General features: G+C 53.0%; 22 protein-coding genes. 13 read left to right on the forward strand and 9 right to left on the reverse strand.

Features of this window, described 5'->3' with window-relative positions:
- Window positions 1-140: 140 nt before the first annotated feature.
- Genes wecB through LOS79_RS31445 form a run of 8 tightly spaced genes read left to right on the forward strand, consistent with a single transcriptional unit; the run spans window position 141 to window position 7,175 of the window.
- Window positions 141-1,235 carry a non-hydrolyzing UDP-N-acetylglucosamine 2-epimerase gene (gene wecB / locus LOS79_RS31410; RefSeq protein WP_315414910.1) on the forward strand — a complete coding sequence of 365 codons (1,095 nt, stop codon included), beginning with the start codon at window positions 141-143 and terminating at the stop codon, window positions 1,233-1,235.
- Entirely contained in the window at window positions 1,225-2,211 is a 987-nt protein-coding gene (locus LOS79_RS31415) for a polysaccharide biosynthesis protein (RefSeq protein WP_315414911.1), read from the forward strand. The genes wecB and LOS79_RS31415 overlap by 11 nt, the downstream gene beginning before the upstream one ends.
- The gene (locus LOS79_RS31420) at window positions 2,208-3,047 is read left to right on the forward strand and encodes a dTDP-4-dehydrorhamnose reductase family protein (protein WP_315414912.1); all 840 of its coding nucleotides are present in this window, start codon (window positions 2,208-2,210) and stop codon (window positions 3,045-3,047) included. The genes LOS79_RS31415 and LOS79_RS31420 overlap by 4 nt, the downstream gene beginning before the upstream one ends.
- Window positions 3,044-4,042, forward strand: a complete 999-nt coding sequence (locus LOS79_RS31425) for an NAD-dependent epimerase/dehydratase family protein (protein ID WP_315414913.1) — start codon at window positions 3,044-3,046, stop codon at window positions 4,040-4,042. Before LOS79_RS31420 ends, LOS79_RS31425 begins: the two co-directional genes overlap by 4 nt.
- Before the next feature lie 2 nt (window positions 4,043-4,044).
- Complete coding sequence (locus tag LOS79_RS31430; protein ID WP_315414914.1) at window positions 4,045-4,761, forward strand: glycosyltransferase family 2 protein; 717 nt, start codon at window positions 4,045-4,047, stop codon at window positions 4,759-4,761.
- A gap of 44 nt (window positions 4,762-4,805) precedes the next feature.
- Window positions 4,806-5,381 (forward strand): class I SAM-dependent methyltransferase, encoded by a 576-nt coding sequence (locus LOS79_RS31435; protein WP_315414915.1) that lies wholly within the window; start codon window positions 4,806-4,808, stop codon window positions 5,379-5,381.
- A 31-nt stretch (window positions 5,382-5,412) separates the two neighbouring features.
- The gene (locus tag LOS79_RS31440; protein WP_315414916.1) at window positions 5,413-6,135 is read left to right on the forward strand and encodes a glycosyltransferase family 2 protein; all 723 of its coding nucleotides are present in this window, start codon (window positions 5,413-5,415) and stop codon (window positions 6,133-6,135) included.
- Window positions 6,132-7,175 (forward strand): glycosyltransferase family 4 protein, encoded by a 1,044-nt coding sequence (locus tag LOS79_RS31445; protein ID WP_315414917.1) that lies wholly within the window; start codon window positions 6,132-6,134, stop codon window positions 7,173-7,175. Before LOS79_RS31440 ends, LOS79_RS31445 begins: the two co-directional genes overlap by 4 nt.
- Window positions 7,176-7,322: 147 nt before the next feature.
- Here LOS79_RS31445 and LOS79_RS31450 read toward each other — a convergent pair whose 3' ends face one another.
- A complete protein-coding gene (locus LOS79_RS31450) occupies window positions 7,323-8,399 on the reverse strand; it encodes a glycosyltransferase family 4 protein (RefSeq protein ID WP_315414918.1) in 1,077 nt (358 codons plus the stop codon).
- Window positions 8,400-8,582: 183 nt separating this feature from the next.
- Here LOS79_RS31450 and LOS79_RS31455 point away from each other — a divergent pair, with 183 nt between their 5' ends.
- Entirely contained in the window at window positions 8,583-9,521 is a 939-nt protein-coding gene (locus LOS79_RS31455; RefSeq protein ID WP_315414920.1) for a YhcN/YlaJ family sporulation lipoprotein, read from the forward strand.
- A 163-nt stretch (window positions 9,522-9,684) separates the two neighbouring features.
- Here the strand turns inward: LOS79_RS31455 and nagA are convergent, their stop codons facing one another.
- The 7 genes from nagA to LOS79_RS31490 all read right to left on the reverse strand — a co-directional run bounded on the left by nagA (window position 9,685) and on the right by LOS79_RS31490 (window position 18,947).
- Complete coding sequence (gene nagA, locus LOS79_RS31460) at window positions 9,685-10,887, reverse strand: N-acetylglucosamine-6-phosphate deacetylase (protein WP_315414921.1); 1,203 nt, start codon at window positions 10,885-10,887, stop codon at window positions 9,685-9,687.
- The gene (gene nagB, locus LOS79_RS31465; RefSeq protein WP_315414922.1) at window positions 10,875-11,603 is read right to left on the reverse strand and encodes a glucosamine-6-phosphate deaminase; all 729 of its coding nucleotides are present in this window, start codon (window positions 11,601-11,603) and stop codon (window positions 10,875-10,877) included. The genes nagA and nagB overlap by 13 nt, the downstream gene beginning before the upstream one ends.
- Window positions 11,603-12,481 carry a MurR/RpiR family transcriptional regulator gene (locus LOS79_RS31470; protein ID WP_315414923.1) on the reverse strand — a complete coding sequence of 293 codons (879 nt, stop codon included), beginning with the start codon at window positions 12,479-12,481 and terminating at the stop codon, window positions 11,603-11,605. The genes nagB and LOS79_RS31470 overlap by 1 nt, the downstream gene beginning before the upstream one ends.
- A gap of 1,118 nt (window positions 12,482-13,599) precedes the next feature.
- Window positions 13,600-15,420, reverse strand: a complete 1,821-nt coding sequence (locus LOS79_RS31475; RefSeq protein WP_315414924.1) for an FTR1 family iron permease — start codon at window positions 15,418-15,420, stop codon at window positions 13,600-13,602.
- A gap of 104 nt (window positions 15,421-15,524) precedes the next feature.
- The gene (gene efeB, locus LOS79_RS31480; protein ID WP_315414925.1) at window positions 15,525-16,880 is read right to left on the reverse strand and encodes an iron uptake transporter deferrochelatase/peroxidase subunit; all 1,356 of its coding nucleotides are present in this window, start codon (window positions 16,878-16,880) and stop codon (window positions 15,525-15,527) included.
- A 5-nt stretch (window positions 16,881-16,885) separates the two neighbouring features.
- Window positions 16,886-17,779: an iron uptake system protein EfeO gene (efeO, locus tag LOS79_RS31485; protein ID WP_315414926.1), complete on the reverse strand. Its 894-nt coding sequence runs from the start codon at window positions 17,777-17,779 to the stop codon at window positions 16,886-16,888.
- A 190-nt stretch (window positions 17,780-17,969) separates the two neighbouring features.
- Window positions 17,970-18,947, reverse strand: a complete 978-nt coding sequence (locus LOS79_RS31490; protein WP_315414927.1) for a LacI family DNA-binding transcriptional regulator — start codon at window positions 18,945-18,947, stop codon at window positions 17,970-17,972.
- A gap of 481 nt (window positions 18,948-19,428) precedes the next feature.
- On the opposite strand from LOS79_RS31490, the gene LOS79_RS31495 reads away from it, so the two are divergent.
- The 4 genes from LOS79_RS31495 to LOS79_RS31510 all read left to right on the forward strand — a co-directional run bounded on the left by LOS79_RS31495 (window position 19,429) and on the right by LOS79_RS31510 (window position 23,579).
- Window positions 19,429-19,653, forward strand: a complete 225-nt coding sequence (locus LOS79_RS31495; RefSeq protein ID WP_019908812.1) for a helix-turn-helix domain-containing protein — start codon at window positions 19,429-19,431, stop codon at window positions 19,651-19,653.
- Window positions 19,654-19,969: 316 nt separating this feature from the next.
- Window positions 19,970-21,229 carry a copper amine oxidase N-terminal domain-containing protein gene (locus tag LOS79_RS31500; RefSeq protein WP_315414949.1) on the forward strand — a complete coding sequence of 420 codons (1,260 nt, stop codon included), beginning with the start codon at window positions 19,970-19,972 and terminating at the stop codon, window positions 21,227-21,229.
- Between the two features lie 314 nt (window positions 21,230-21,543).
- Window positions 21,544-22,824 carry a GHKL domain-containing protein gene (locus LOS79_RS31505; protein ID WP_315414950.1) on the forward strand — a complete coding sequence of 427 codons (1,281 nt, stop codon included), beginning with the start codon at window positions 21,544-21,546 and terminating at the stop codon, window positions 22,822-22,824.
- 29 nt (window positions 22,825-22,853) lie between these two features.
- On the forward strand, window positions 22,854-23,579 hold the full coding sequence (locus tag LOS79_RS31510; RefSeq protein ID WP_315414951.1) for a LytR/AlgR family response regulator transcription factor: 726 nt from the start codon (window positions 22,854-22,856) through the stop codon (window positions 23,577-23,579).
- Here the strand turns inward: LOS79_RS31510 and LOS79_RS31515 are convergent.
- Entirely contained in the window at window positions 23,551-24,255 is a 705-nt protein-coding gene (locus LOS79_RS31515; protein ID WP_315414952.1) for a PIN domain-containing protein, read from the reverse strand. The two genes, LOS79_RS31510 and LOS79_RS31515, sit on opposite strands and share 29 nt — an antisense overlap.
- Between the last annotated feature and the right edge of the window lie 40 nt (window positions 24,256-24,295).

Genomic DNA, 24,295 nt, shown 5'->3' on the forward strand with positions numbered 1-24,295 from the left:
GATTAGGGGCAGAAGTGCCCCTAAATTGCTGCCCCCAGCGCCGGCGCTGCAACACATCCGCCTCAACCTCGGCGTACAGCTCAGACAGGACCGCCTGCCATCATCCTGGCGGCAGGCCATAATCAAAGGGGAGTGAACCCATGAAGATCATGACGATTTTGGGCACACGGCCCGAAATTATCCGGCTCAGTGTCATCATTCCGCTGCTCGACCAGCATGCAGAGCGGCATGTGCTGGTGCACACGGGGCAGAATTTCACAGCCAGCCTCAGCGGGATATTCTTCGCCGAGCTGGGACTGCGTGCACCGGACTATGTGCTGCAGGATAAGCAGGCCGGACTCGGGGGCCAGCTGGCGGCAATGTTCGGCAGCCTGGAGAGCATTCTGCTGCAGGAGAAGCCGGACCGGATTCTGCTGCTCGGCGACACCAATAGTGCGCTGTGTGCTATTTTGGCCGAGCGGATGGGTATTCCTGTAGTCCATATGGAAGCAGGCAACCGCTGCTACGATCTGAAAGTGCCGGAGGAGAAAAATCGCCGTGTCATAGATGCCGTATCCACCATAAATATGCCGTATACCCAGCAGAGTAAACGGCATCTGCTCAGCGAGGGGTTCCCCAGCCAGCGTATCGTGTTAACCGGCAATCCGATCCATGAAGTGATTACGCATTATGAAGACCGGATCGGCGCCAGTGATATTTTATCCCGGCTGAACCTTACGGCCGGCCGGTATCTGCTGGTTACAGCCCACCGGGCGGAGAATGTGGATGATCCGGCATCCCTGCTGCAGATCATGAGCGGACTGAACCTGGTGGCTGAGCATTTCGGGCTCCGCCTGATCTGCAGCATCCATCCCCGCACACGCTCCAAGCTTACAGAGCAGTTCCCGCTGACCATGAATCCGCTGGTGGAGTTCCATGAGCCGTTCGGATTCTTCGATTTCGTCCATCTGGAGCGCTACGCCCTGTGCGCCATTACCGACAGCGGCACCGTTCAGGAGGAATGCTGCCTGATGGGAGTGCCGACGGTAACAATCCGCCGGACCACTGAGCGCCCGGAGACCGTCGATTGCGGAAGTAATGTAGTGTCCGGCGTAGAGCAGAACAGCATTCTGCGCTGCACCGTGCTGATGACGTCGCTTAAGCCTGATTGGGAGGCGCCGGAAGGGTACCTGACTCCCGATGTCTCGATCAAAGTAGTTAAATTTCTGCTTGGAGGGAACCTGCATGTTCAATAATAAACGGATTCTGGTTACAGGCGGTACCGGTTCCTGGGGGCATGAGCTTATCCGGCAACTGCTGCCGCAGCATCCCAAAGAAATCATCGTATTCTCCCGCAGCGAGTCTGCACAGGTAGCCATGAGCCGTGAATTTGAAGATAAGCGCCTCAGCTTCGTCATCGGTGATATCCGGGATAAGGACGCTCTCGTGGCTGCATGCCGCGGTGTGGATTATGTGTTCCATCTGGCGGCGCTCAAGCATGTTCCGGTCTGCGAAGACCAGCCGTATGAAGCGCTGAAGACCAACGTGGTCGGAACGCAGAATGTTATTGAAGCGGCCATTGCCAACAATGTGGAAAAAGCGATCTACATCTCCACCGACAAAGCGGCTAATCCGTCAAACTTCTACGGGATGACTAAGGCGATCGGCGAGAAACTGTTCGTATATGCCAATCTGATCGGTTCAGGTACCCGGTTTGTTACCGTGCGCGGCGGCAATGTGCTTGGCACGAATGGCAGCGTAGTCCATCTGTTCATGAAGCAGATCAAGGATAAGGGGCAGGTACGCATTACCGACATGAACATGACCCGGTTCTTCTTCACCCTGCGCGATGCCATCACGCTGCTCTTCAAGGCTTCGGAGGTCAGCATCGGCGGCGAGATCTTCGTAATGACCATGCCTACCTGCAGGATCGTGGATCTGGCCGAGGTGCTGATCGAAGCTTCGGGCCGGAAGGATGTCAGCATGATTGAGGCCGGGATCCGTCCGGGTGAAAAAATCCATGAGATTCTCATGAGCGATTTCGAGAGTCTGACTACCGTTGTCTACGATGAGCAGTATCTGGTCATCCTTCCTACGCTGGATATGCCCGGGCTGAAGGAGCATTACCGCCCTTATCCGCATGTGTCCTTCAACAGCTTCAGCTCGGAGAATAATCTGATGGATCAGGCAGAGATCAAAGATATTCTGATCCGGGGAGGATTCCTGAAATGAAACTGCTTATCCTCGGAGGAAACGGTATGGCGGGTCACATGCTGGCGGAGTATTTCCGCCGCCAGGGCAAGCATCACGTCTTCCATACAACCCGGGATAAGAGTGATCTTGGCGGGCTGTATGTAGATGCGGATGATATCGCCGGAGTAGAGAAGCTGGTCGAAATCGTGGCTCCCCATTGCATTATTAATGCAATGGGGGTGCTTAACCAATTTGCCGAACGCGACGCAATCGGCGCGTACCATGTTAACGGATTTCTGCCCCACCGCCTGCGGCGGGCAGCAGACGGCATTCATGCCCGGCTCATCCACATCAGTACCGACTGCGTGTTCGAAGGAACACGCGGAAGGTACACGGAGGAGGATGTGACTGATGGCACTTCGGTCTATGCCATCACGAAGAGCCTGGGAGAAGTGCGGGCCCCCGGCCATCTGACGATCCGTACCTCGATCATCGGTCCGGAAATCCGTACCGGCGGCATTGGGCTGATGGAATGGTTCCTGGCCCAGAAGGGCCGGGTAACCGGTTATGAACGTGTGATGTGGAACGGGGTAACCACGCTGGAGCTGGCCAAGGTTATCGGCTCTCTGCTGGACTCGGACCTTTCCGGCTTGATCCACCTTGCCCACCCTGGCCCGGTGAGTAAATGTGAGCTGCTGCAGATGATGCAGTCGGCTTTTCATAAAGACGATGTGGAGATCATCCCCGAGCAGCTCCATATCCAGGACCGGACACTGGTCAGCACCAGGAGCGATGTGAGTATCAAGCTGCCTTCATATCCCGAGATGCTTGCTGAGCTTGCAGACTTCATGCATTCTGCAGAGATGACGACATGAAGGGCCGGCGGCTGCTGATTACCGGAGCCGGCGGATTTACCGGCAGGCATGCCGTGGAATACTTCGCAGCCGAAGGGGCAGAAGTGACTGCTGTGGTGCGCGGCACCGCAGCGGAAGCTTCAATCTTTCCCGCCGGAGTTCAGCAGGTGGCCTGTGACCTTGGTGACCGCAAAGCCGTATCCCGGATGATTGAAACGGTCCGCCCGGAGCTGGTGCTGCACTTGGCCGGCAAGAATTCGGTTCCGGAGTCATGGCGTGACCCGCTGCTCTACATGGAGACTAATGTAATGGCTACCCTGTATTTGCTTGAGGCTCTGCGTGCCCGGCCGGCCAGCCGAATTCTGGTGGCCGGCTCCCGGCTTAAATACAGACCGGATTCCGCAGCAGGACCACCTCACCCCTATAGTCTAAGCAAGACGCTGGAGGAACTGGTTTCCCTGGCCTGGGGAACGCTGTTCAAGCAGCCGGTACTGATGGCGGAGCCTTCCAATCTGATCGGCCCCGGCCCTTCAACCGGCTTCTGTTCTCTCCTGGCACAGCATATTGTGCGCAGTGAAGCTGCTGCGGCTGCCGGGGAACCCGCGCCGGCTGCGTTCCGCCTCTCCTCACGCCATGCACAGCGTGACTTCCTGGATGTACGGGATGCCGTGAGGGCATACCGCTATATTCTGGACTCAGGGGAGACCGGGAAAATCTACCGGATCGGCTCCGGCACACAGCGGGAGCTGGGGGAGATTGCCGGGAAACTGCTGGCTCACGCTGCGGCACCGGTGGAGATCGACTGGGGGCCCCAGGCTGAGCAAGAGCGACAGGCAGAGTCTTCCCCGGCATCAGCCGTTCCGGAAAAGCCTCCGTCTGCATCTGCTGATAAAGAAGTGCCGCCTGCAGAGCCCGAGGACGATGCTGCTGCTCTCGGCTGGAGGCCGGAGACCCTATTTGCCCGGTCGCTTGCGGATATTATCGGCTATTACAGGGCCGGCAAGGAAGGAAGGTAGTTATGAAGCCGAGAGTATCCGTGGTCATTCCTTTTTATAATTGCCCTTATATTGAGCAGGCGCTGCAAAGCGCCCTTTCTCAATCCTGGCAGCCTTATGAGATTATCGTGGTTGATGACGGTTCAACGATGCATGCGGAGCGGATCACTCCTTATCTGCCCTATATCCACTACCTGGGTAAGGCTAACGGGGGGACTGCCTCTGCACTGAACCATGGAATTACCCATGCTACGGGGGATTATGTTGTCTGGCTAAGTTCAGATGATATGTTCTACCACGATAAAATCAATAATCAGGTTCTGTTCATGGAGCAGAACCGTTTGCTGATCTCGTATACCAATTTCAATTTCATTAACGGCTATTCGCAATGTACCGAGATGAACGCATCCTTGATGTTTGGAAGCCAGCTTGATTACTTGCGCTGCTTCCTGCAAGGCAATCCGATCAACGGGTGTACGGTGATGTTCAAGCGGGAGATCTTTGCAGCCATCGGCCTGTTCAATGAAGCTCTGCCCTATACCCATGATTATGATCTGTGGTACCGGGCGATTCTGAACGGTTATCCGCCGGTGATGCTCAACCAGTCATTGACCGCCTACAGGCGGCATGATGGAATGGGGACCCTTAAGCATTACGATGTCATTATGGCAGAAGCCGCTGCCACTAATGCCCGCTATCATGCCCCGCTCAGCCAGCTGATCGCTTCCATGGGCGGCTGAAATGGTTAATTGCTCAATCTACTTAATCTGGGGAGGGAAAGCATATGTACCGGGAAATCGAAGTGAAAGACTTCCTGCCGGTCCTGCTGGAGCAGCTGAAATTCTCCGAGAGTATTCTGGATATCGGCAGCGGAACCGGTACGCTGCTTGAGCGTTATGAAGCGGCTGTTGTACTGGGACTGGATATCCACCGGCCGTATCTGCTGCACCGCAAGTATAAGTCGCCGCACATCATTCCGGTTCACGCCGATGCCAGCCATATCGATAAGCTGTTCCTGCCGGGCACCTTCTCCGCGGTTACGCTGATTGATTCGCTGGAGCATTTCTCGATGAAGGATGGTGTGGAGCTGCTGAGAAAGGCGGAGCTGATTGCCGCGAGCCGGGTGGTTGTATTTACGCCGCGGGGTTTTTTTCCGCAGGAGGGCAAGGATCATTTCAATCTGCAGGGTGAGTATTATCAGCGGCACTGGAGCGGCTGGGAGCCGGAGGATTTTCTGAACCTGGGCTACGCTGTAACAGTGCTGAAAGGCTATCACCATGCAGAGAATCCTTCCTTCCGGGAAGCGTTCGGTGACGATCATGCTCCGCTGGATGCGCTTCTCGCCTGCAAAACAGTCTAAAACACAAACCGGGAAGGAGGAGGATGAGCATATGAACCATAAATCCAGGGTTTCAGTGGTTATTCCGTTCTACAATTGTCCCTATGTGGACCAGGCAGTCGAAAGCGTGCTGGCCCAGACCTATACGGATATTGAACTGATTGTCGTGGATGACGGATCAACGCGCTATATGGAGAAGCTTGAGCCGTACAGGGACAGAATTGTGTATATCCGCAAAAAAAACGGCGGTACCGCCTCAGCGCTTAACCTTGGAATCAAGGCGTCCAGCGGAGCCTATTTTGCCTGGCTAAGTGCTGATGATCTGTTCCATCCGGATAAAATCCGCAGACAGCTGGAGACCATCCGCAGCTATGGCACCTCCTTCTGTCATACAGCCTATTACTATATCAATGAGCTTGGGGAAAGATTCTCCGGAGTGATCGGTATGCAGTTTGACAGCAGAAGCCACCTGATTGAGACGATGATGTCCGGATGCCCGGTGAACGGCAGCTCTGTGCTGCTGGATATGCAGATTTTTTCCCGGGTAGGGATGTTTAATGAAGGCTTTCTGTATACCCAGGATTATGATTTGTGGCTGCGTATTCTGCCGCATTATAAGTGGTCTTATATTGCGGAGCCGCTGCTCGATTACCGTGTGCATCAGGAGATGGGCTCAGTCATCCATAATGAGGCGCAGAACCGGGAGATTGCGCTGGTGCAGGCGAGGCATAAAGGCATTCTGACACAGCTGCTGAGAGAGGAGAAAGCGAAATGAGGCTGACATTCCCGATTCTGACCCTGTCCAGAGGCGGCGCCCAGCGGATGCTGGCGGAGCTGGCTAACCGTCTGTTTGAAGCCGGCCATGAGGTTGTGGTGCTTATGCCCTCTTACGCCACGGTAGAATATGAAATGAAATGTCCGATTGTGATCTCTCCTTCAGCCGTGTTGACTGAACATGATTTCCCCTACGGGGATGTGATCATCTCCAACTACTATACAACAGTACCGGTTTCTGAGCGGGCCAGTGCACAGGGGAAGGGGCTGCATGTCCGGCTGGCCTTATGTTATGAGCCGACATTTTTGCCGGATAACAACCAGTCCTTTGCTTCCTATAACAGTACCCGCAATCTGCTGGTGCTGTCCCGCTGGCAGCAGGAGATTATCCGGATTAACCATGGCATTAAGGGCCGGATTGTCCCCATCGGAGTAAATCCTGATTTCAGCAACACCCATCTGCGCGGCAGAGGGGGAGGGAAGATTGTTATCTCGGCAATCATGAGGAAGCCGGAGGGAGGGTTCTCGGGCCACCGGGAACAGGACTATCTGCTTCAGGAGCTGGATACAGTGAAGCAGCTTCATCCGGAGGTGGACATCTATATTATTACGCCTCCGGCAGAGTATGCTTCGTCTTCGTATCTGCAGAAGCTTTTCGGCGAAGGGCGATATGAGATCCGTACACCGGGGAACGATTCGGAGCTGTCTTATCACTATAATGAGAGCGATATTTTCGTCAGCTCCAGCACATATGATACGGGCTCGCTGCCCGGGCTTGAAGCCATGCGCTGCGGGGCTGCGCTGGTGACAGTGTATTCCGGGGGGAACCTCGAATACTGTGTCCACGGGCATAATTGCCTGATGTCCTACAGGTATGAGAACCGGCTGGCAGAGGATATTTCAGCACTGGTGAAGGATAAGGAGCTGCGCCAGCGCCTGGCGGCAAGAGGAGAGCTGGATTCACAGCGCTTTACGTGGGAGCGGAGCATGCAGATTTTCCAGTCAGAGCTGTTTGAAATTGTGTCAAGACAAGGCGGATGATTCTGCAGGGCAGACAGATGCTGATGCGTTCGTTCAGCTCAGAAACAACCCCAAAACATAGTTAAAAAGAACCTTCAGCCCCGTAATCTGCGGGATTTGAGGGTTCTTTTGATATTTGGCTGGTCAGCGTCCAGCGGATCTTAATCGTTAGAAGATGGAGAAGGAGTTCATCATCTCCCGGAAAGAATGGGCATATTTCTCGAATCCGAAATGGGAAACCATATGCTGGCGGCCCTGATAGCGGATTACTTCGCGCAGCGGAATGTTATCCATCAGCTCGAGTGCCTGGGTTACGGCTGCATCTACATTGCCGAGCGGATAGAATTTGCCTGTAATGTTATGTCTGATGAACGATCTGACCCCGTCGGAATCCGTACTGAGCACTGGACAGGTACAGCAGACAGCTTCGGCCACCGCATAACCGAATCCTTCTGTAATCGAGCTCGACAGCAGAAAGCCGCCTGAACCGGCAATGGATGAATAATATACCGGCATCATATGGTTCGGCATATTCGTGAATACACTTAGCCGGTCGTTCAGGCCGAGGGCATGAAGCTCTTCATGAAACTTTTCCTTTTGATTGTCGGCAGCCAGATTAGGATCGTGGAACATCCAGAGGTGAAGATCAGGTTTATGGAGGCGGAGCTGATATGCAATCTTGAGATACTCACTCCAGTTCTTGTTGGCTTCAAGCCGTCCTACCCAGGCAATAACCGGATCGCAGGGCAGTTCGCCGGGAATATACCGGAATGAGTGTACATCAACGATATTCGGAATAACATAACGGTGCAGCCAGGGGCAGATTTCTATGAACAGCTCCAGCAGGTGGTCCGTTGGCGGGATCAGCACCGCATTGCAATAAGACTGCAGATAAGGCACTGCGTCAATAATCATATCCCGCGCATCGCTGCGTTTGCCCAGGCCTTGCGATTCATATATCAGTATGCCGTTGTAACCCAGCCGGCGGATACGTTCCATCAGCAAATAATCTGAAGTGACAATAATAGCATCATAGTTATGCTCATCCAGGAGCCCTTTCAGTTCCGTATCCTCGGAGGTGATGAACACCGGGAAAGTGGTCTTGTTGTGACTTCCGGACCCCGGCATTAAATAGAGCACATGACATTCGATCCCGCTGCGCTGAAGACTCTCACACCGCAGCTTGTTCAGTGTTTCCACTCCGCCGCTCGGTACATAAAACGTAAATAAAACCTTCAAGCTCACCCCTCCTGACATTAACCTTACGGAGAAACACTTCTGCTGTTTATAAGATACGCCAGAGGCTCCTTACGCGTGACGGTAATAGGGGCGATGTACCAAATCCTTTCAGCATAGCCCGGCTGGCCGGAGGTCATGCTAAAGCTTGTTACGCTGCACTTCACAAATCTGTAGATGGGGGATGAATGGATGTTACGGTCGAAATTCGGTTTATCTGTTTCTGCAGCACTGCTGCTTGGTGCGGTAAGTATTACGGGCTGCGGTGCCAATAACACTGCAACAGGCAATGTGGAGACGAAAAGTGTACGGGGCACAGACGGGCGTATTCACGTGAATTCTGTCCAGAACGGGATGCGGGCGGGCGACTTTGACAGTATGGAGGTAAGCAAAGAGCTGGCAGACCGCGTGGCGGCTATGCCGGAGGTGCGTTCGGCTAATGTCATGCTGGTCGGCAAAAGCGCTTATGTCGCCGTGATGCTGGAAAATGCCTCGGGTGGCGTTCATGCCAAAGGTACCCGGGGAGTACAGCCATACAGCTTCGGCAGCGGCACAGCCGGCATGCTGGGCGGGTCAGGCAGACCTGGCGGGCTGGAAACCGGGATTGGCGCGGGAATGGGCGGAAACGTTAGTGGAACCGGAAGAGGGACAGCTGCCGGTAATCCCGGTATGACCGGAACAGGCGGTTCAATTGCCGGAATTCCGGGAAATCTGACCGGTACAGGTACGGTAGGCGGCACAGGCATGACAGATCCGGCCAATTATCCCGGGAACGGAAATAATGGCATCATGTCAGGTAATAATATGGTTGACGGGTCCCGGCTCAAGCAGGATATTGATGAAAGCATGGGCCGGAGATCTGTGGGCATCCGCAGTGTAACGCCGGACAATGGAACACAGGTAATCCGGGATAATGATACTCTAACCCAGGATCTGAAGGACAAGATTGCCGATCAGGTAAAAAAATCAAATCCGGACATTAAAAATGTATATGTGTCCGCAAATCCTGATTTCGTGGAACGCGCAGATTATTATGCCAGGGAGTTCCGTGCAGGCCATCCGCTAAAAGGCTTTGCCAATGAATTCCGGACAATGGTTGAACGGATTTTCCCTACGCGCAGCGGATATTAAGCTCCAGCCTGCCTGGATTAGGATAGTATTCCAGCGGAAGAGGCAGCTTATACAGACCGGCTGTGCCGGCACAGCCGAACAGAGAAATAAAAAGCAGCAATGCAGCCATCAACTAATGGAGGCTGCATTGCTGCGTTATACATAAGAGGTTATTTTGTTGTGCTTACTCGCAGTCAGACTCCAGCTTCTGTCCGCCGATCCAGACGCCGCGAAGGTTCAGGCTGTCATCGAGCAGCAGAATATCAGCTTGTTTGCCTGCCTCTATTGACCCGATGGAGCGCTCCATGCCAAGGGATAGGGCCGGGGTAAGGCTGGCCGCCTGCGAGGCCTCCAGCAGACTGAGTCCGACCTCTTCCACAAGGTAGCGGAAGCCGCGGATCATGGTCAGTGTACTTCCGGCCAGTGATTCGGGATGCTCCTTCAATGTAGCAATCCCGCCGCTGACAATGACGGGCAGATCGCCGATGGCATACTCTCCGTCGCTCAGTCCGGTTGCCGACATCGCATCTGTAATCAGCAGCAGATTCTGCTTGTTCTTCAGCCGGGTGACGATGCTGATCGCTGCCGGATGGACATGAATTCCGTCAGCAATAATCTCGGCGCGAATCCTTGCATCGAACATTACTGCACCGGCAGTTCCCGGCTTGCGGTGATGCAGCGGCGTCATGGCATTGAACATATGCACGGCCTGATTCAGGCCGGCATCCGCAGCAGCAATAACCTGTTCAAATGAGGCATCGGTATGCCCAAGCGCTGCTGTAATGCCGTGCCGGCGCAGCCACCCGATTGCTTCGAGTGCACCTTCACGTTCCGGAGCCAGTGTAACCTGGCGGATCATGCCCGGATAACGGTCTTCCCATTCTTCCAGCCAGGGAATGCTCGCAGGAACAATGTGCTCAGGATTCTGCGCACCGGGCCAGCGCTGGCTGATGAACGGCCCCTCCAGATGGACACCGGCGAGCTTTGCGTAAGGCATGCCGCCTTCGGCAGCGCGATAAGCATCCACTTCCGCTAATACCCGGTCAATATCTTCTTTGGCGGCAGTCATGGTGGTAGCCAGCATAGATGTGGTTCCTTGCGAAGCATGGAAGCGGGTTATGGTGTCCAGAGCAGCAGCATCACTGTACATGAAATCATAACCGGCGCCGCCGTGCACATGCACATCGACAAATCCGGGAATCAGGAGCCCTTTAGGCTCATGGGTTGCCGCCTCCCAGTGTTCGTAAGCAGCCGGCAGCCAGGCGGCTTCCCCGGCGTACTGGATCAGACCTTCCGCTACAGCGATTACGCCGTGCTCTACGACCCCGGCTGGGGTCAACACTTTACCGTACAGTAGTGCACCGTCTGCAGCTTTTATTTCAGCCATTTTGCCGCTCCTTCGTCAAGCAGGACTACGACATTCGGATGGCTCTGCAGCAGGGAGGCCGGGCATTGGGTGGTGATCGGCCCCTCCAGCGCATTCTTCACGGCTTCGGCCTTCTCTTCCCCGCGCACCAGCAGCACGATCTGTTTAGCTTTAAGGATGCCGCCGATACCCATCGTTACAGCCTGCTGCGGCACATCCTCCAGCTTGTCGAAGAAACGGGCATTCGCCTCCCGCGTTTCCTCCAGCAGATCAACAACATGGGTGCCGCTGCTGAGGCTGGCATCCGGTTCGTTGAAGCCGATATGGCCATTGCTGCCGATGCCGAGGATCTGCAGATCCACTGGGCCGTTATCCTCCAGCATCCGGTCATAAGCGAGGCATTCAGCAGCGAGGTCCGGAGCATTTCCGTCAGGGACATGTGTACGGGCCGAATCTATATCAATATGGTTGAACAGATGCTCATTCATGAAGCTGCGGTAGCTCTGCGGATGATCTGCGGGCAGGCCGACATATTCATCGAGGTTATAGGAGGAGGCTTTGGCGAAGCTCACGATTCCTTTGCGGTGCATATCCACGAGCCTTGCGTATACGCCGACCGGAGAGCTTCCGGTAGCCAGGCCGAGTACAGCCTTGGGATTGCTCTGCAGCAGGCTCGCGATAAGGTTTGCTCCGGTCACCGCGAAATCTTCTTCATTCTGGAATTTTAAAATATTCATTAATGTTGACCTCCCCGTTTATGACGGTAATGTTGGACGTTCAGATAAGACTGCTCCAGCTTAGGGATGAAATCCCCGAACCGGGTGCTGACCATGCCGGTGAACAGAATATCGATGATATGCAGCTGGGCGATGCGTGAAGCCATATCTCCGCGCCGCATGCCCTGCTCAAGGGACGAAGAGAACAGCGGAATATCAGCCAGGGCCGCCAGGGTGCTGCTTCCATAAGAGGTGAGCGATACGGTAGCGGCGCCGCTTGCGGCAGCACAGGTTAAGGCGTCGATGGTCTCCGGGGTTTCCCCTGAATAAGACACGGCAAAGGCCACATCACCGGCAGATAGCGAAGAAGCGGAAGTAATCTGCATATGTGAATCGGCAAAAGCTGTGCAGTTCACGCCAATGCGGATCAGCTTCTGGTAGAAATCCTGGGCGACAATGGAGGAAGTGGCCATTCCGTACAGATCAACCCGCTTTGCCCGGCACAGCAGATCAATGACACTTTTCAGCCGCCCGAGATCAAGCAGTGAAGTGGTATCCCGGATCGAAGCCAGATGATTGGCCTGCATCGCCTCCACAATGAACGGCAGCGGGTTGCCTGCCACGATGTCCTGGTAAGAGGACCCGCCGTCCTGCGGCAAAGCCTCGCTATGGGCCAGCTCAGCAGCCAGCTTGACCTTGAAATCGGGGAACCCTTTGAAATGCAGCATCTTGCAAAACCGCGTAATCGTCGCCGGGCTGACCCCGCATTCCTCCGCGAGCTCCGTAATCCCCATATGAACAATCTCTCCCGGAGAAGCCAGAATCCGCTCCGCCAGCTTGCGTTCCATTTGCGACAGCTTGGGCTTGTCATGCTCTAGAGCATGTAAGATAGGGGACAAGTATTCACCTTCTTTTGTTGGTAGTTGGTTCTTTCCTTTTTTGGTTTTTAGTTTTTGTTTTGTGTGCAGAAAATAGGCCGTAAGCTGAAAATGTTATTTTGAAATTATTTTAGTTTATTTACTCATATTAAAGAAAATTATTTTCATATTCAGAATAAATCAAAATGCCAAAGGAAGCAATAGTCAGTTTGCCTCAAGGGTAAAATTGGAGAGAATACAAACCCGCTACTATGGATTAATGTAGAACTGCGTAATCCATTGAGCATCGCCAAAGAACTAGTGTATCCGTCATAGGCCCACTTTAGTTCTGGTGTATACTCGTTGCAGATCCGCCGCAGACTCACTGCATTTCTGCCGCTAGCTCACCGTAGTTCTGCTGTAGATAACCCTCAATTTTGATGTCCGGCTGAAAGAATGCCCAAAGAACTTCTTGCTGAACGGCCGAAATTCATTCTATTATTTCACCGCCACCCGCGCGACAGCTTATTGTACACGATTGTTGGCGTTCGGCTCCCACTACTAAGGAAGCCAACCGTAGGGGGAGCAGGTTATAGAGAGCCAATCCCATCTGTCTGGTTCAAATACAATTCTAAGCTGACCTTTACGGACGCCACAGCCTTTATTCGCTCAAAAAAGGTCATTTGGGCGGGCTTACGGACATGACGGCCCTTATCCGCCGCTTTTCATGGGCAAACTCCACTTTTCCGGTGAAAAAACGGCGCTCATGTTTTAATTCTGTAACTCAGGGGGTCGCTAGTGCCCCTACACATGAAGGACAAAGCTTATGGGCAGTCTGAAGGGACATTTGCTCACAGCGGGAGCCGGGAGAGAGAGGACCGGGGATGTAAGTGAGATTCTAACTGCAGAGTAGTGTATAGAAGTCAATGGGCGAAGGATAGAGGGTTGGGGGCGAGGCTGGAGTGAGGACGGAAGGCGGAAGGAAAAAGAATCAGGAGGAGTTGAGATTGAGATTGAGCTGAGCCAATGCCGGGGAACGGAGGTGCAGGAAGCGATGATAGCGAAGGGGGCTAAGTAAAGGGATACGTAATAGCGGCCTGTAAATTTTAAAGTTGCAGCCTGTGTGTTTGTGATGAGTCACGCAAGCTGCAGTAGTTTGATTACTTGGTTAACCGGTTTGTAGTGCGCGCTGTGACTGCGGATCGTCTGCCGCGCAGCAGCGTAAGCAGGATGAACGCAAGAATAAGCAGCTGAGGCACGAAGGTCTCCCAGGTCGGGTACAAGCCGAGCCAGCTGATGGATGGCAGGCTGCTCTCTGCATGCGCAGGGATTTTGCCGGCTACCTGCAGGGAGTGGATACTCTCTCCAAGGAAACGGAATACAAGATAATAGATCAGTATGGCGGCTGCCCGGAAGAAGGCGGCAACCGGCAACTTGGCGCTAAGCACAATAATGGCATAGGCCAGGATGAACAGCACCACTAGTGCGCCCGCAATTCCGAGCAGCAGCTGTGAGGCGGCGATAGAAGTAGCCATACCCGCGTAGAAAATTGTCGTCTCTGCTCCTTCGCGCAGAACAGCCAGTGCGGAAACAAAGAACAGGGACCAGAGGTTGCCTCTCTCCAGCGCGCCTTGAACCTGGCTTCCAACATACTTATTCCAGGCGGCTGTGCTGGATTTGCCATGCAGCCAGCGGCCGATGGTGAGCATCATTACTACCGCGAACAGCCCGGCGATTCCCTCAATGAGTTCCCGTGCGCCCCCGGAGGCCGCCTGGGAGATGGTATAGGTCAGCAGTACAGCCAGGGCGATGCTTCCGGCCAGTCCCGCTGCTGCTCCGGACCAGACCCAGCGCCGGGCTGCCGGCGCCGCTTCCCTGCGGAGGTAGGCGAGGAGTGCAGAAAGCACAAGAATTGCCTCCAGTCCTTCACGCAGCAGAATCAGTGCGGCATCCCAGGCTGTGTACGTTTGCTCCACGGTCAGCGGTGTCAGCTCATTAAGCATGTTGTCCATGATCTTAGTTGCTTCGGCAAGCTTCGGGGGATCGGAGAGCAGATAGCCGGTGACTGCGGTGCTTTCATTCTCAATGTTCGCATAGACCTTGGATGAAGCGATCTGCACTGCGCCTTCTGCCGAAGGCCAGGCCGTGATGAATTGCTCCATCACTGCTGCCGCTGCCGCGCTGTCTCCTGCAGCTGCTGAGGCTGAGGCTTTGTTCAGGTAGCTGATCAGCCCCTCAATTGAGGCTGGTTCTGCTGCCCCGCCGGTATCAACCGCCTTGCCTTCGCTGTAGTCGGCCAGCAGCGAGGACAGCGCTTCAGCTTCCGCGAGCGCGGCCTCCTCGCGGAGCGGCTCTGCCTGCAGCGCAATGCGCAGCAGGCTCATCTTCGTCTCCAGCAGGCCGTAGACGGCGGGATTGTCCCCGCGGATGCCGCGCTCTGCCGGCGTCCAGCCGCTTACGACAGCGCGGTAGGCTTCCGCCGCCGCGCTCCAGTCGGCGCTGCGCGCCGCATCCCGCGTGCGCTCCGCCGCGGGAAGCAGCTCCGCCGCAGCTGCGCGGCCGGCGGAGCCGGTGTCACCGCCGCCATCGCCTGCGGCGGCGGTGACGTACGCGTCCACGCTGCGGGCGAGCGTGGACAAAGCGGCCTTGGCGGGCGCTCCGCCGCCGGCCGCAAGGGCCTCCGCCGCGGCGCTCAGCGCGGCGTCGACAGCAGCAGCCGGACCGGCGAGTGCCGGGTCCGGCGTGCTCTCGTTCGCGGTGCGCCACAGCGCTGCGAACGCATCCACATCGGCCGCCGCCGCCTCCCAGCGGCTCTGGCCGGCCTCAACAAGCGCGCTGCCTACAGGCGGCAGCAGCTCATCGGCCGGTGCGCCTGACGCAGAAGCCGGCGCGCTGAGCAGGAGCAGGCAGCTTAGCAGCACAGCTGCCGCGGACTGCCGCCGCCATGAATGAAATATTGCAATGAATGCCATCCGGATCATCCCTTCAAGAATAAATATAACATCCCCTGCCTGTATATTTAGACAGGCCAGGCCTACAGCTCTCGGAACAGCCACGGGCAGCAACACTGCCGGGCGGCAATGGCCTAGCCCAGCAGCGTTTCCCCGATAGTTCCGCCTTCCCGCACACCGGGGAAGCAGGCGAATACGGCGCTTCCGGTGTGGACCATATATTCATTCAGCCGGTCATTCCTGGAGAGGCGCTCCTGGATGCCGACGAACTGCTTCACCAGATCCTTCTGGAAGCTGATGAAGACTAGTCCCGCATCCAGCTGTCCGGTCTTCAGATCCATCCCGCTCGAATAAGAGTAGGAACGGCGGAGCATTTTGACCGAGCCGTCCCCGTGCGCGAGGGCGGAATGGGAGTCCGGCGGAATGACCGGCTTGCCGCTGGAATCGGTTGCCTCAAGATTCAGCTTGGCGAATTCATCACTTGCCCCGATAGGTGCCCCGCTCTGCCGGTGCCGCCCGAATGTGGCCTCCTGGTCGCTCAGGTTCGAGCGGTCCCAGACCTCAATGCGGAACCGCACGCGGCGCAGCGCCAGATACGTGCCGCCGTTCATCCAGGCCGGCTCGTCCGCGCTGCCGCTCCAGACGACACTCTTCATCTCGGCATCATCGCTGACGTCGGGATTGCCCGTGCCGTCCTTGAAGCCGAGCAGATTGCGCGGTGTACCGCCTGCGGGATCGGCACTGCCTGTGCGCTGGAAGCCTTCCTGTGTCCAGCGGAGTACCGCAGTGCCGCGGGCGATGCGGGCAAGATTGCGGATTGCATGGAATGCTACCTGCAGATCATCGGCACAGGCCTGCACGCAGAGATCACCGCCGGACCACTGCGGCTCCAGGCTGTCTCCCCGGAATGCGGGAAGGTCAGAGAAGGTAGCGGGCCGCCTAGCAGCGAGGCCGAACCGCCCGTCGAAGAATGACGGTCCAACCCCGAACGTTAGCGTGCATTTCGCCGGGGTCAGCCCATCCGCTTCGCCGGTATCCGTGGGCGGAAGATTAGGGTTATCATTCACGCTGCCAATCAGCGTGCCGGAAGTGAGGGCTGCCGCAGCCGCCGTCCAGGCCTGGAACAGCTGTCGAACCTCGCTGAGCTTCGCGGTCGTCAGATCAAACGAAGCGAAGCAGAGGAAATTCTGCGCAGGAGTAAGGATACCGGCCTGATGCTCGCCGTAGAAGGGAATAGTGTCCGCTGCAGCCCCGGCGCCTGCTGCCTGCGGGACTGAGGCGGCGGGGCTTACCGCCTTGCCTTGTGCAGCCATAATACTGAAAGTACCGCCGCCGCCCAGCAGCAGGCCGAGACCGGAGGCGCCGGTAAGCCGCAGCATATCGCGGCGGCTTACTTTTTTAGCTAATAGAGGGGAATCGTTAGAACCTTTCTTGAGCTGCTCATGCTGAGCATCCGGGCTTACACCGGCAGCTTTATTTCTCCGTTTCATGCCGGTCACACTCCCAGAATAGTTCCCATGTTGGACAGAGGCTCAGCTAATGCATCCAGATTCTGGCTTAGCCTGCGGATTTCATCTTCCTTCAGTGTTTCGTAAGAAACGTATCCGTCTCCGGATTTGAACGGTGCCAGCTCATTCAGCAGGGCGGTGAAGCGTTCGCCAATAGTTTGTTCCAGGGCAGGGTCTTTTTTGGCCAGCTCGGGCTGCAGCAGCTCATAGATTTTCTGGGCACCCTCCACATTGGCGACAAAATCATACAAGTCCGTGTGGGAGTAACGCTCTTCCTCACCGGTTACTTTGGAGGAGGAGACTTCATTCAGCAGCTCCACAGCTCCGGTAACGAGCAGATTGGCATCAATATCAACCGTCTCTACCTTTGCCCGCAGCAGCTGTGCATCCTTCAGCAGTTGATCGGCTACATCCGTCATGCCTTCCGTAGTATTATTCTGCCAGAGTGCCTGCTCAAGCTTATGGAATCCGCGCCAGTCGGCGGCATCTACATCATTCTCACGGGCATCGATATTCGGATCAAGGTCCCCCAGAGCTTCAGCGATAGGCTCGATCCGTTCATAGTACATGCGTGACGGAGCATAGAGCGCCTTGGCTTCTTCCAGCTTGCCTGCTTTTACAGCATCGGTGAAGCCTTCGGTCTGCTTGACGAATTCATCGCATTGCTCGATCACGTACAGCCGGTAGTTTTCGGTCGCAGCGGTAAAATCTGCTGTGCCGGCAGCTGCCGGAGGGCTGGTTACCCCGCTCTGATCCGTAGCCGCAGCATTATTACCGGAGCTGCTGCCATTCGTATTATTGTTGTTATTATTGCTTGCACAACCGGCAAACAGCAGGGAAGCTGCCAGCAAGCCTGCGGGAACTGCATAACCTATCTTCATTCTGGACACCCCTTCTTTTTATACGTGACAATGATAATCGTTATCAATAATGGACTTATCATAATTCGCTCTAATACAGCTGTCAACAAAAATGTGATAATTATCATAGCGGGCTGAATACACAAAAAAACGTCTCCGGAGCAGAAGACGCTGTTCAGCAATATTTTCAGTTTTTATAGCCGGAACCGGCCTATACTGTAGACCGCTCAATAATCCGGTGATCCAGCTTGCGGTAGACCGGTCCGCCGCAGGCTCCGTTAATCTGTTCATGAATAATACGGAAGGCGGCTGTCCCCATCTCATACAGATGATTATCTATAGTGGTAATCTCCAGCAATCTGCCGATCGGCTGGTTATCAAAGCCCAGCACGGCGAGATCGCCGGGAATGCTGAGACCTGCTTTGCGCGCTTCAATAATTAGCCCGGCAGCTACATGATCACCTGTAATAATCATTGCATCAGGCCGCTTCGGCATATCCAGCAGGGAACGTGCTACAGCCGCGCCATCCTCCTCGGTGGTACAGTCAAAGATCATCCATTCTTCACGGAAGTCCAGCCCGTTCGCTTCGATGAATTCGCGGTAAGCCGTTTGCCGGATCAAGGCGCTGTTGCCGTGCTGCCTGCCTTCGCAGTATCCGATGCCGCGGCAGCCCTTATCTGCCAGATACTGCAGTCCCTGCCGGAAAGCGGCATAATGCTGGGTATATACCGAAGAATAGCGGCGCTGTCCGCTGTCCTGGCAGGACACAATCGGACCATAGGCCGTATATTCCTCGATCGTTTCCGGCTGGAGCGCCGTCGATACGATAATTACGCCGTCGATTTCTTTATTCCGCAGCATCTCCAGCACCTTAAGCTCTTCATCGGCCACGTAATTGCTCTGGCAGAGAATCAGCCGGCACTGGGCCTGCAGCGCCTCATGGGCTAGTCCGTTCATAATAATCGAGAAGTAAAAAGCGCTGATATAAGGCAGAATTACCCCCACTGCACCGGTACGGCCGGTAATCAGATGAACCGCGTTCATATTGCGGGTATAGTTTAATTGCTCGATGGTTTCCAGCACGGCGGCTCTTTTGTCTTTACTGACATAAGGATGATTATTCAGCACCCGTGAGACCGTGGTTACGGAAACTCCGGCAATCCGGGCGATTTCTTTAATATTTGCCATGGCGAATGCTGCCTCCTGATCCGGGAATGGAATGGTTTTATTTTATCATAGAAGTTTTTAGATTTTCGCATATTTAAAGCTTGCTATGGAATCCATTTCATAAATTACACTGGGGGTGCAAGAGCATTACCGGACTAAACCGGCGTGACCGCAAGGGCGTGACGGACCGGTAAGGTTGCTGTGCATGCCTGCCGGCAGACAGATTTCATCCTCACCTTTTAGCTAACCACCGGGAATTGTATTTGATCGGAGTATGACCTGTACGGCTGATGCCTAGAACGACTGCGGGCTGCAGCCGTTTTTTCTGTTTTTTTGGGTCAGGCTGTCCTTGGTTGCTCCTGGTTGTCCCTGATCCGCGGCTGTCCCCGCCCATTTTAATACTGCAACAGCACCATTAAGTGCCCCCCTACATAGTATGTTTTGACTGTATCCCTTTACCTTGTTATACCAAACAAACCCAGGGCAAGGAGGGGTGACACCATTGAAAGGGAACGAACATCATAGCAAATTTCTGTTGACGCATCGTGAGCGCGAAGTATTCGAGCTTCTGGTTCAGGACAAAACAACACGGGATATTGCAGGACTGTTATTCATCAGCGAAAAAACCGTCCGCAACCATATCTCCAACGTCATGCAAAAATTAAACGTAAAAGGCCGTTCGCAAGCGGTTGTCGAGCTGATCAAGCTTGGGGAGCTGAAAATATAGCTGCCGTGCTTCAGAGGTGACGCGTTTAAGCCTTCTCTTATCCTACGGGGTGAGGGGAGGTTTTTTGTTTTGCATAAATGGAAAAAGACTTCCCATTCTTGACTACAGTCCATGCTCGATACCGTGAAAAAATCGGGATTTTATGATTACGGTTGGATTTAACCGAACTACAGTGGTGATATTCAGGTGGTGATGTTTTTTTGTTGCCGCTTGTCTTGTTTGTTTAACCATAGCAAAAAATTCATATACAAAGGAAAGCTCTGTAAGTAATATGTAACTGATATTGCATGAATGCTAACTTGGGAGGGAATTGATTTTGAAACGCATCTGGTCATTTTTATTAGTCATAAGTTTCGTCTCTGTGTTTGCTGCAAGTGCAGAAGCGGCTTCCGGCAATAAAGATATTACGGTTATTATTGATGGAGTCAAACAGAATTACAGTGCAAAGCCGGTAAATGTGAAGGGTTCCGTGCTTGTGCCGATGCGGGCGATTTTTGAAACACTGCAGGCCAAGGTGTATTGGAATCAAGCCAAACAACAGATTACAGCAGCCAGAGGCACCTCAATTATTACGCTCACTCTTAATTCCACAGATGCATCTATTGATGGGAAATTAACTACACTCAATGCACCGCCACAGACTGTGAATGGCAACACTATGATTCCGCTGCGTTTTGTCGCAGATGCGCTGCGTGCTGATGTGAAATGGGACACAGCCAGCCAGACCGTTACAATTGACTCTAAAGGGCATTCTACAGCCGTATCCAATGTCGCGCCTCCGGCAGCCAATCCCGAAGAGGACAAGGCGCAAATTGTAGCGGTTCTTGCCCAAAGTATTGATTCTTTAAGTAATGGGGATGGGCCAGGGTACCTTGATGCTTGGGATAAAACTTCTGAGACGCTGCAGAGCTTGGAGAACTACTTCAGCACCCAATCTTATCGCTACTCCATGGAAGGCACTCCACAGATTCAATTAAACGGCTCAAGCGCTTCTGCTCAGTTAACACAAATAGCTTCGCGGGTTGAGGATAAGGGCTTGGCGAGTGAGCGGCCAGAGTCTGTTCAACGTGGTTTTTATACTGTGAACCTGATTAAACGAACAGGTGGATGGAAAATACAAAGCTTAACTCTATACCGTACACCAGAGAATGTCCCGGTTGCCGACTCCAAAGTAGATTTCGGGGTATACGGCCTTATCCGCAATATGACCGTAGCTGAGTATGACCGGGATATTCAAGCATATACGAACAGCTTCACCGGCCAGTCTCCTTCGACGGAGGCGATCCAGCAATGGATGGACCGGATTCATCTGAATGAAACGCTTGTGCCGGGCTCCAAATTAATATCCGCCGAAGGAACAGCCTTTAGTGGACCTGCAGCCAGCCTGGAAATAACAATGAACGTCTTCCCCATTGATGCAGGCGGTAATTTCCTTGAGAATCAGGCACCGTTCGTTGTTGTTTATACGATTGATGCTGCCAAGGAAAATGATGTCTGGAGAATTACAAGCATCAGGCTGAAAAGCAAACTTGAGCCGGAACAGGCGAAGCTGCTTAGTCCTTACGTTCAGCAGTAGTTTTTCGAGTGCATGAGGGATATCTCTTTAGCAAAAAATGAGTGTTTACCTTGTAACAAAACAAACCAAGCGATTACTGTCATGGCTAAATGGCGTCGCTTGGTTTATTTAATAAGCTCATAACCATAAGATTCTTAAATCGAAACAAACTGAATTTATAAGTAACCTATCTAAGGTTATTTCCATCGGAGAGATTACAAAAAACAAGGAAATTAGTCCCATTCTGTCGAATACCTTTACCCGTACCCTAACAATTCCAATCCAAAAAGGAATTCACCAAACCAATGCGATTAAATAAGATCAGGTTTAACAAGATGCTTACCTATTTCGTGGGGCTTTCTTTATTTCTTCTGTGCAGCCTGACCGGGATGAAGGTGCTGATTACTCACTATTCGGTCGGGAAAGCAGCGCAAATAGCGCTGGCCGAGCAGTATATTGGGATCGCTGAGAATATCGCCGGGCAGCTTGATAAAGAAGCTTATGAACAGTTTTTGCTGACGAAGCAGGATAATGCGCACAGACAAGAAATAAAAACATATTTGGAGCAATACCGTGCTCCCATGGACGCGCTTTTTGTATATATATTGCTTCTGGACGAAACGGATATCTCTAAAGTAATGGTATCTGCCCTGCCTCCACACGTAAATGATGTTCCCATCGGCTCGCCTTGTACAGTCCCTCCTGCTAAAGTGATTCAAGCGAAAAATGGGCTTAGCTACTATACAGATATTGTAAAGGGAGAACATGACGGCTCTTATTTATCGGTCGGGGTGCCTTTTTATAGTAAAGACGGGACTATGCTTGGCGTACTGGGGATTGATATTGATGCTAAGGATTTAGCGGATGTGAGCCGGCAGGTAGTGAGCAGCGATGCCTTTATATATGGTATTGATGTAATCTTTGCGGTTGCCTTATTGGCTGTAGTGTTCATCCTGAACCGGTTGTACAAATCACGGTTGAAGCGGAATTTGAAGGAAACGGAAGAGGTCTACCTGTCTGAGCTTGAAAAAGTGATGGATACGATAAAATCAAGCAGGCATGATATCATGAATCATCTTCACGTGATAAGCGGGTTGATCGATATGGAAATGTATAGCGATGTTGCTGAGTATTTGAAGCAGTTGAAGATTGAATCCCAGCCGTTAGACTTGTCGCTGCGGGTTAAGAGTCCGATTCTGCTGGTATTGTTCCATAGTAAGTGGGAGCTTGCCTATTCGCTTAATATTCAGATGAGCTTTGAGACGGACTGGCAGGAGTATGACCGTATAGAATCATTTGACCTGGTTAAGATCTACGCAAATCTGCTCGATAATGCATTGGAAGCGACAGCGGTATATTCCGGGCAGCAGCCCAAAAATATTCACGTAATCTGTAAGTCCCTCGGGAAAAAATATGTGTTTGCTGTTGAAAATACAGCCCTGCTATCACCCGAAGCACAAAAGAGGCTTTTCCAAAGGGGATATACAACGAAAAAAAGCGGGAAATCCGTCCGCGGGAATGGCCTGACGATTGTAAAGAATACGGTGGAGAAGTACCAGGGCGATATTTATTATCACTATGAGCAAGAAAAAGTGTTTATCCAAATTATGTTATAGACAAAGGTGATGTAATGATCCAGGTTCCATTGAATTTGCTCATAGTGGAGGACAATCCTGCACAACTCAGTCTGCTGAAGGCTCATCTCGCAGCAGTGCCGCATGTGAAGATTACCGATTGCGTTACATCGGCGAAGGAGTACATCAACGCGCTCACTGTTAACAATGAGATTAATGCGGTTATGCTTGATGAAGAGCTGAGCGGGAATATGAATGGATTAGAGGCGTGCGGCCTGCTGCAGATCCGCGGTATAAAGGTCCCCACCTTATTAATGACCGGGCATGTCCCGTCTGCCAGTCATGCAGCTGATTTAGGCATTATTGATACGCTGGAGAAGCCCTTTACGGCCAGCAGATTAAAGACAGCCTTGGAGAAGCTGCGCCACCACCTGCACTATCAGCATTATTTAGCCAGCGGCGGTGTATTTGTACCGGTCATCTCCGAACATATTGTTCAATTGCTGCCGGATGATATTTATTTCATCGAATCCATTAACCGGACAATATTTGTACATACGCAAAAAGGAATTTATGAAACAAAGGTTCCATTAAAGCTCTATGAAGAATATTTATCTTCGTTTGAGTTTGTATTGACCCACCGGTCCTGTTTGGTGAACCTGCAGAAAATAAAGAGAATCGATCTGGATACCATCCATTTCCGGGATTATTCACGTACGGCAATTATTTTGGAGGATAAGGCCGGGGATATCATGCGGTTGTGGCAGGCTACCTGTTCCAAAGCGGAATTCTTTTGACAGAGGAAGTCTCAGTAACTTCAAGGACCGTAAGGCCTGTATTACCGGCAATAAGCCTGACACCACGGTCATTGGATACGAGGCAGGTGCTGCAGGTTTCTTTATCATATTTCAAGTAAGCAGCGACAATCCGGTTATCCGTAGTATCATTAAGTCTAAACTCCTTAATCGTGTCCAGCTCAGGAGGGGGCAGGATTGTAATCCGTTGGCCGTTCCTCTGCGCTGCTTCCACAGCTCTCGATGCATGCCGGGCACTCAAAGACACGGTTTTGTCCAGGCTGTATTTCTGCCCGTTCACTTCATTCTGAACCTCATGGCTGATCAGGATAGATTCATTCTTTAGCGCCTCAAAGAGTTCGTCCGGAAACTGCATTAACATACTTGTATCTATTCCAAAAGCAATGCCTTGGCTGAGTTGTGCTGAAAGGGCTTGCTTAACCTGTGTAAACGACTTGCTGCGCTGCAATTCCCGGATACGGGCAGAGAACAGCGAAAGAGAATAGAGCAAGAGTGAAAATGCCGCTAGTGAAATGAAGATCCTTATGTATGCTGCAGTCTTCGCGCTGCTCAGGTTATGCATGTCCTGAAATCTATCATTGCCCGCAAAGACGGAATAACAGATCATAAGTAGCCCTATGACGGATAATGTAAGGCTAAATGTAAGCTGTTTTTTCATTGCTAATACTCTCCCCTGTTAAGTACTACTGTTTATTGTA

The sequence above is a fragment of the Paenibacillus sp. MMS20-IR301 genome (genome assembly GCF_032302195.1).
Lineage (GTDB): Bacteria > Bacillota > Bacilli > Paenibacillales > Paenibacillaceae > Paenibacillus_AQ.

Excerpts from the sequence above, each read along its gene's own strand:
- wecB (WP_315414910.1), top strand. The coding sequence starts at position 141 with ATGAAGATCATGACGATTTTGGGCACACGGCCCGAAATTATCCGGCTC.
- LOS79_RS31415 (WP_315414911.1), top strand. The coding sequence starts at position 1,225 with ATGTTCAATAATAAACGGATTCTGGTTACAGGCGGTACCGGTTCCTGG.
- LOS79_RS31420 (WP_315414912.1), top strand. The coding sequence starts at position 2,208 with ATGAAACTGCTTATCCTCGGAGGAAACGGTATGGCGGGTCACATGCTG.
- LOS79_RS31425 (WP_315414913.1), top strand. The coding sequence starts at position 3,044 with ATGAAGGGCCGGCGGCTGCTGATTACCGGAGCCGGCGGATTTACCGGC.
- LOS79_RS31430 (WP_315414914.1), top strand. The coding sequence starts at position 4,045 with ATGAAGCCGAGAGTATCCGTGGTCATTCCTTTTTATAATTGCCCTTAT.
- LOS79_RS31435 (WP_315414915.1), top strand. The coding sequence starts at position 4,806 with ATGTACCGGGAAATCGAAGTGAAAGACTTCCTGCCGGTCCTGCTGGAG.
- LOS79_RS31440 (WP_315414916.1), top strand. The coding sequence starts at position 5,413 with ATGAACCATAAATCCAGGGTTTCAGTGGTTATTCCGTTCTACAATTGT.
- LOS79_RS31445 (WP_315414917.1), top strand. The coding sequence starts at position 6,132 with ATGAGGCTGACATTCCCGATTCTGACCCTGTCCAGAGGCGGCGCCCAG.
- LOS79_RS31455 (WP_315414920.1), top strand. The coding sequence starts at position 8,583 with ATGTTACGGTCGAAATTCGGTTTATCTGTTTCTGCAGCACTGCTGCTT.
- nagA (WP_315414921.1), bottom strand. The coding sequence starts at position 10,887 with ATGGCTGAAATAAAAGCTGCAGACGGTGCACTACTGTACGGTAAAGTG.
- nagB (WP_315414922.1), bottom strand. The coding sequence starts at position 11,603 with ATGAATATTTTAAAATTCCAGAATGAAGAAGATTTCGCGGTGACCGGA.
- LOS79_RS31475 (WP_315414924.1), bottom strand. The coding sequence starts at position 15,420 with ATGATCCGGATGGCATTCATTGCAATATTTCATTCATGGCGGCGGCAG.
- efeB (WP_315414925.1), bottom strand. The coding sequence starts at position 16,880 with ATGAAACGGAGAAATAAAGCTGCCGGTGTAAGCCCGGATGCTCAGCAT.
- efeO (WP_315414926.1), bottom strand. The coding sequence starts at position 17,779 with ATGAAGATAGGTTATGCAGTTCCCGCAGGCTTGCTGGCAGCTTCCCTG.
- LOS79_RS31490 (WP_315414927.1), bottom strand. The coding sequence starts at position 18,947 with ATGGCAAATATTAAAGAAATCGCCCGGATTGCCGGAGTTTCCGTAACC.
- LOS79_RS31505 (WP_315414950.1), top strand. The coding sequence starts at position 21,544 with ATGCTTACCTATTTCGTGGGGCTTTCTTTATTTCTTCTGTGCAGCCTG.
- LOS79_RS31515 (WP_315414952.1), bottom strand. The coding sequence starts at position 24,255 with ATGAAAAAACAGCTTACATTTAGCCTTACATTATCCGTCATAGGGCTA.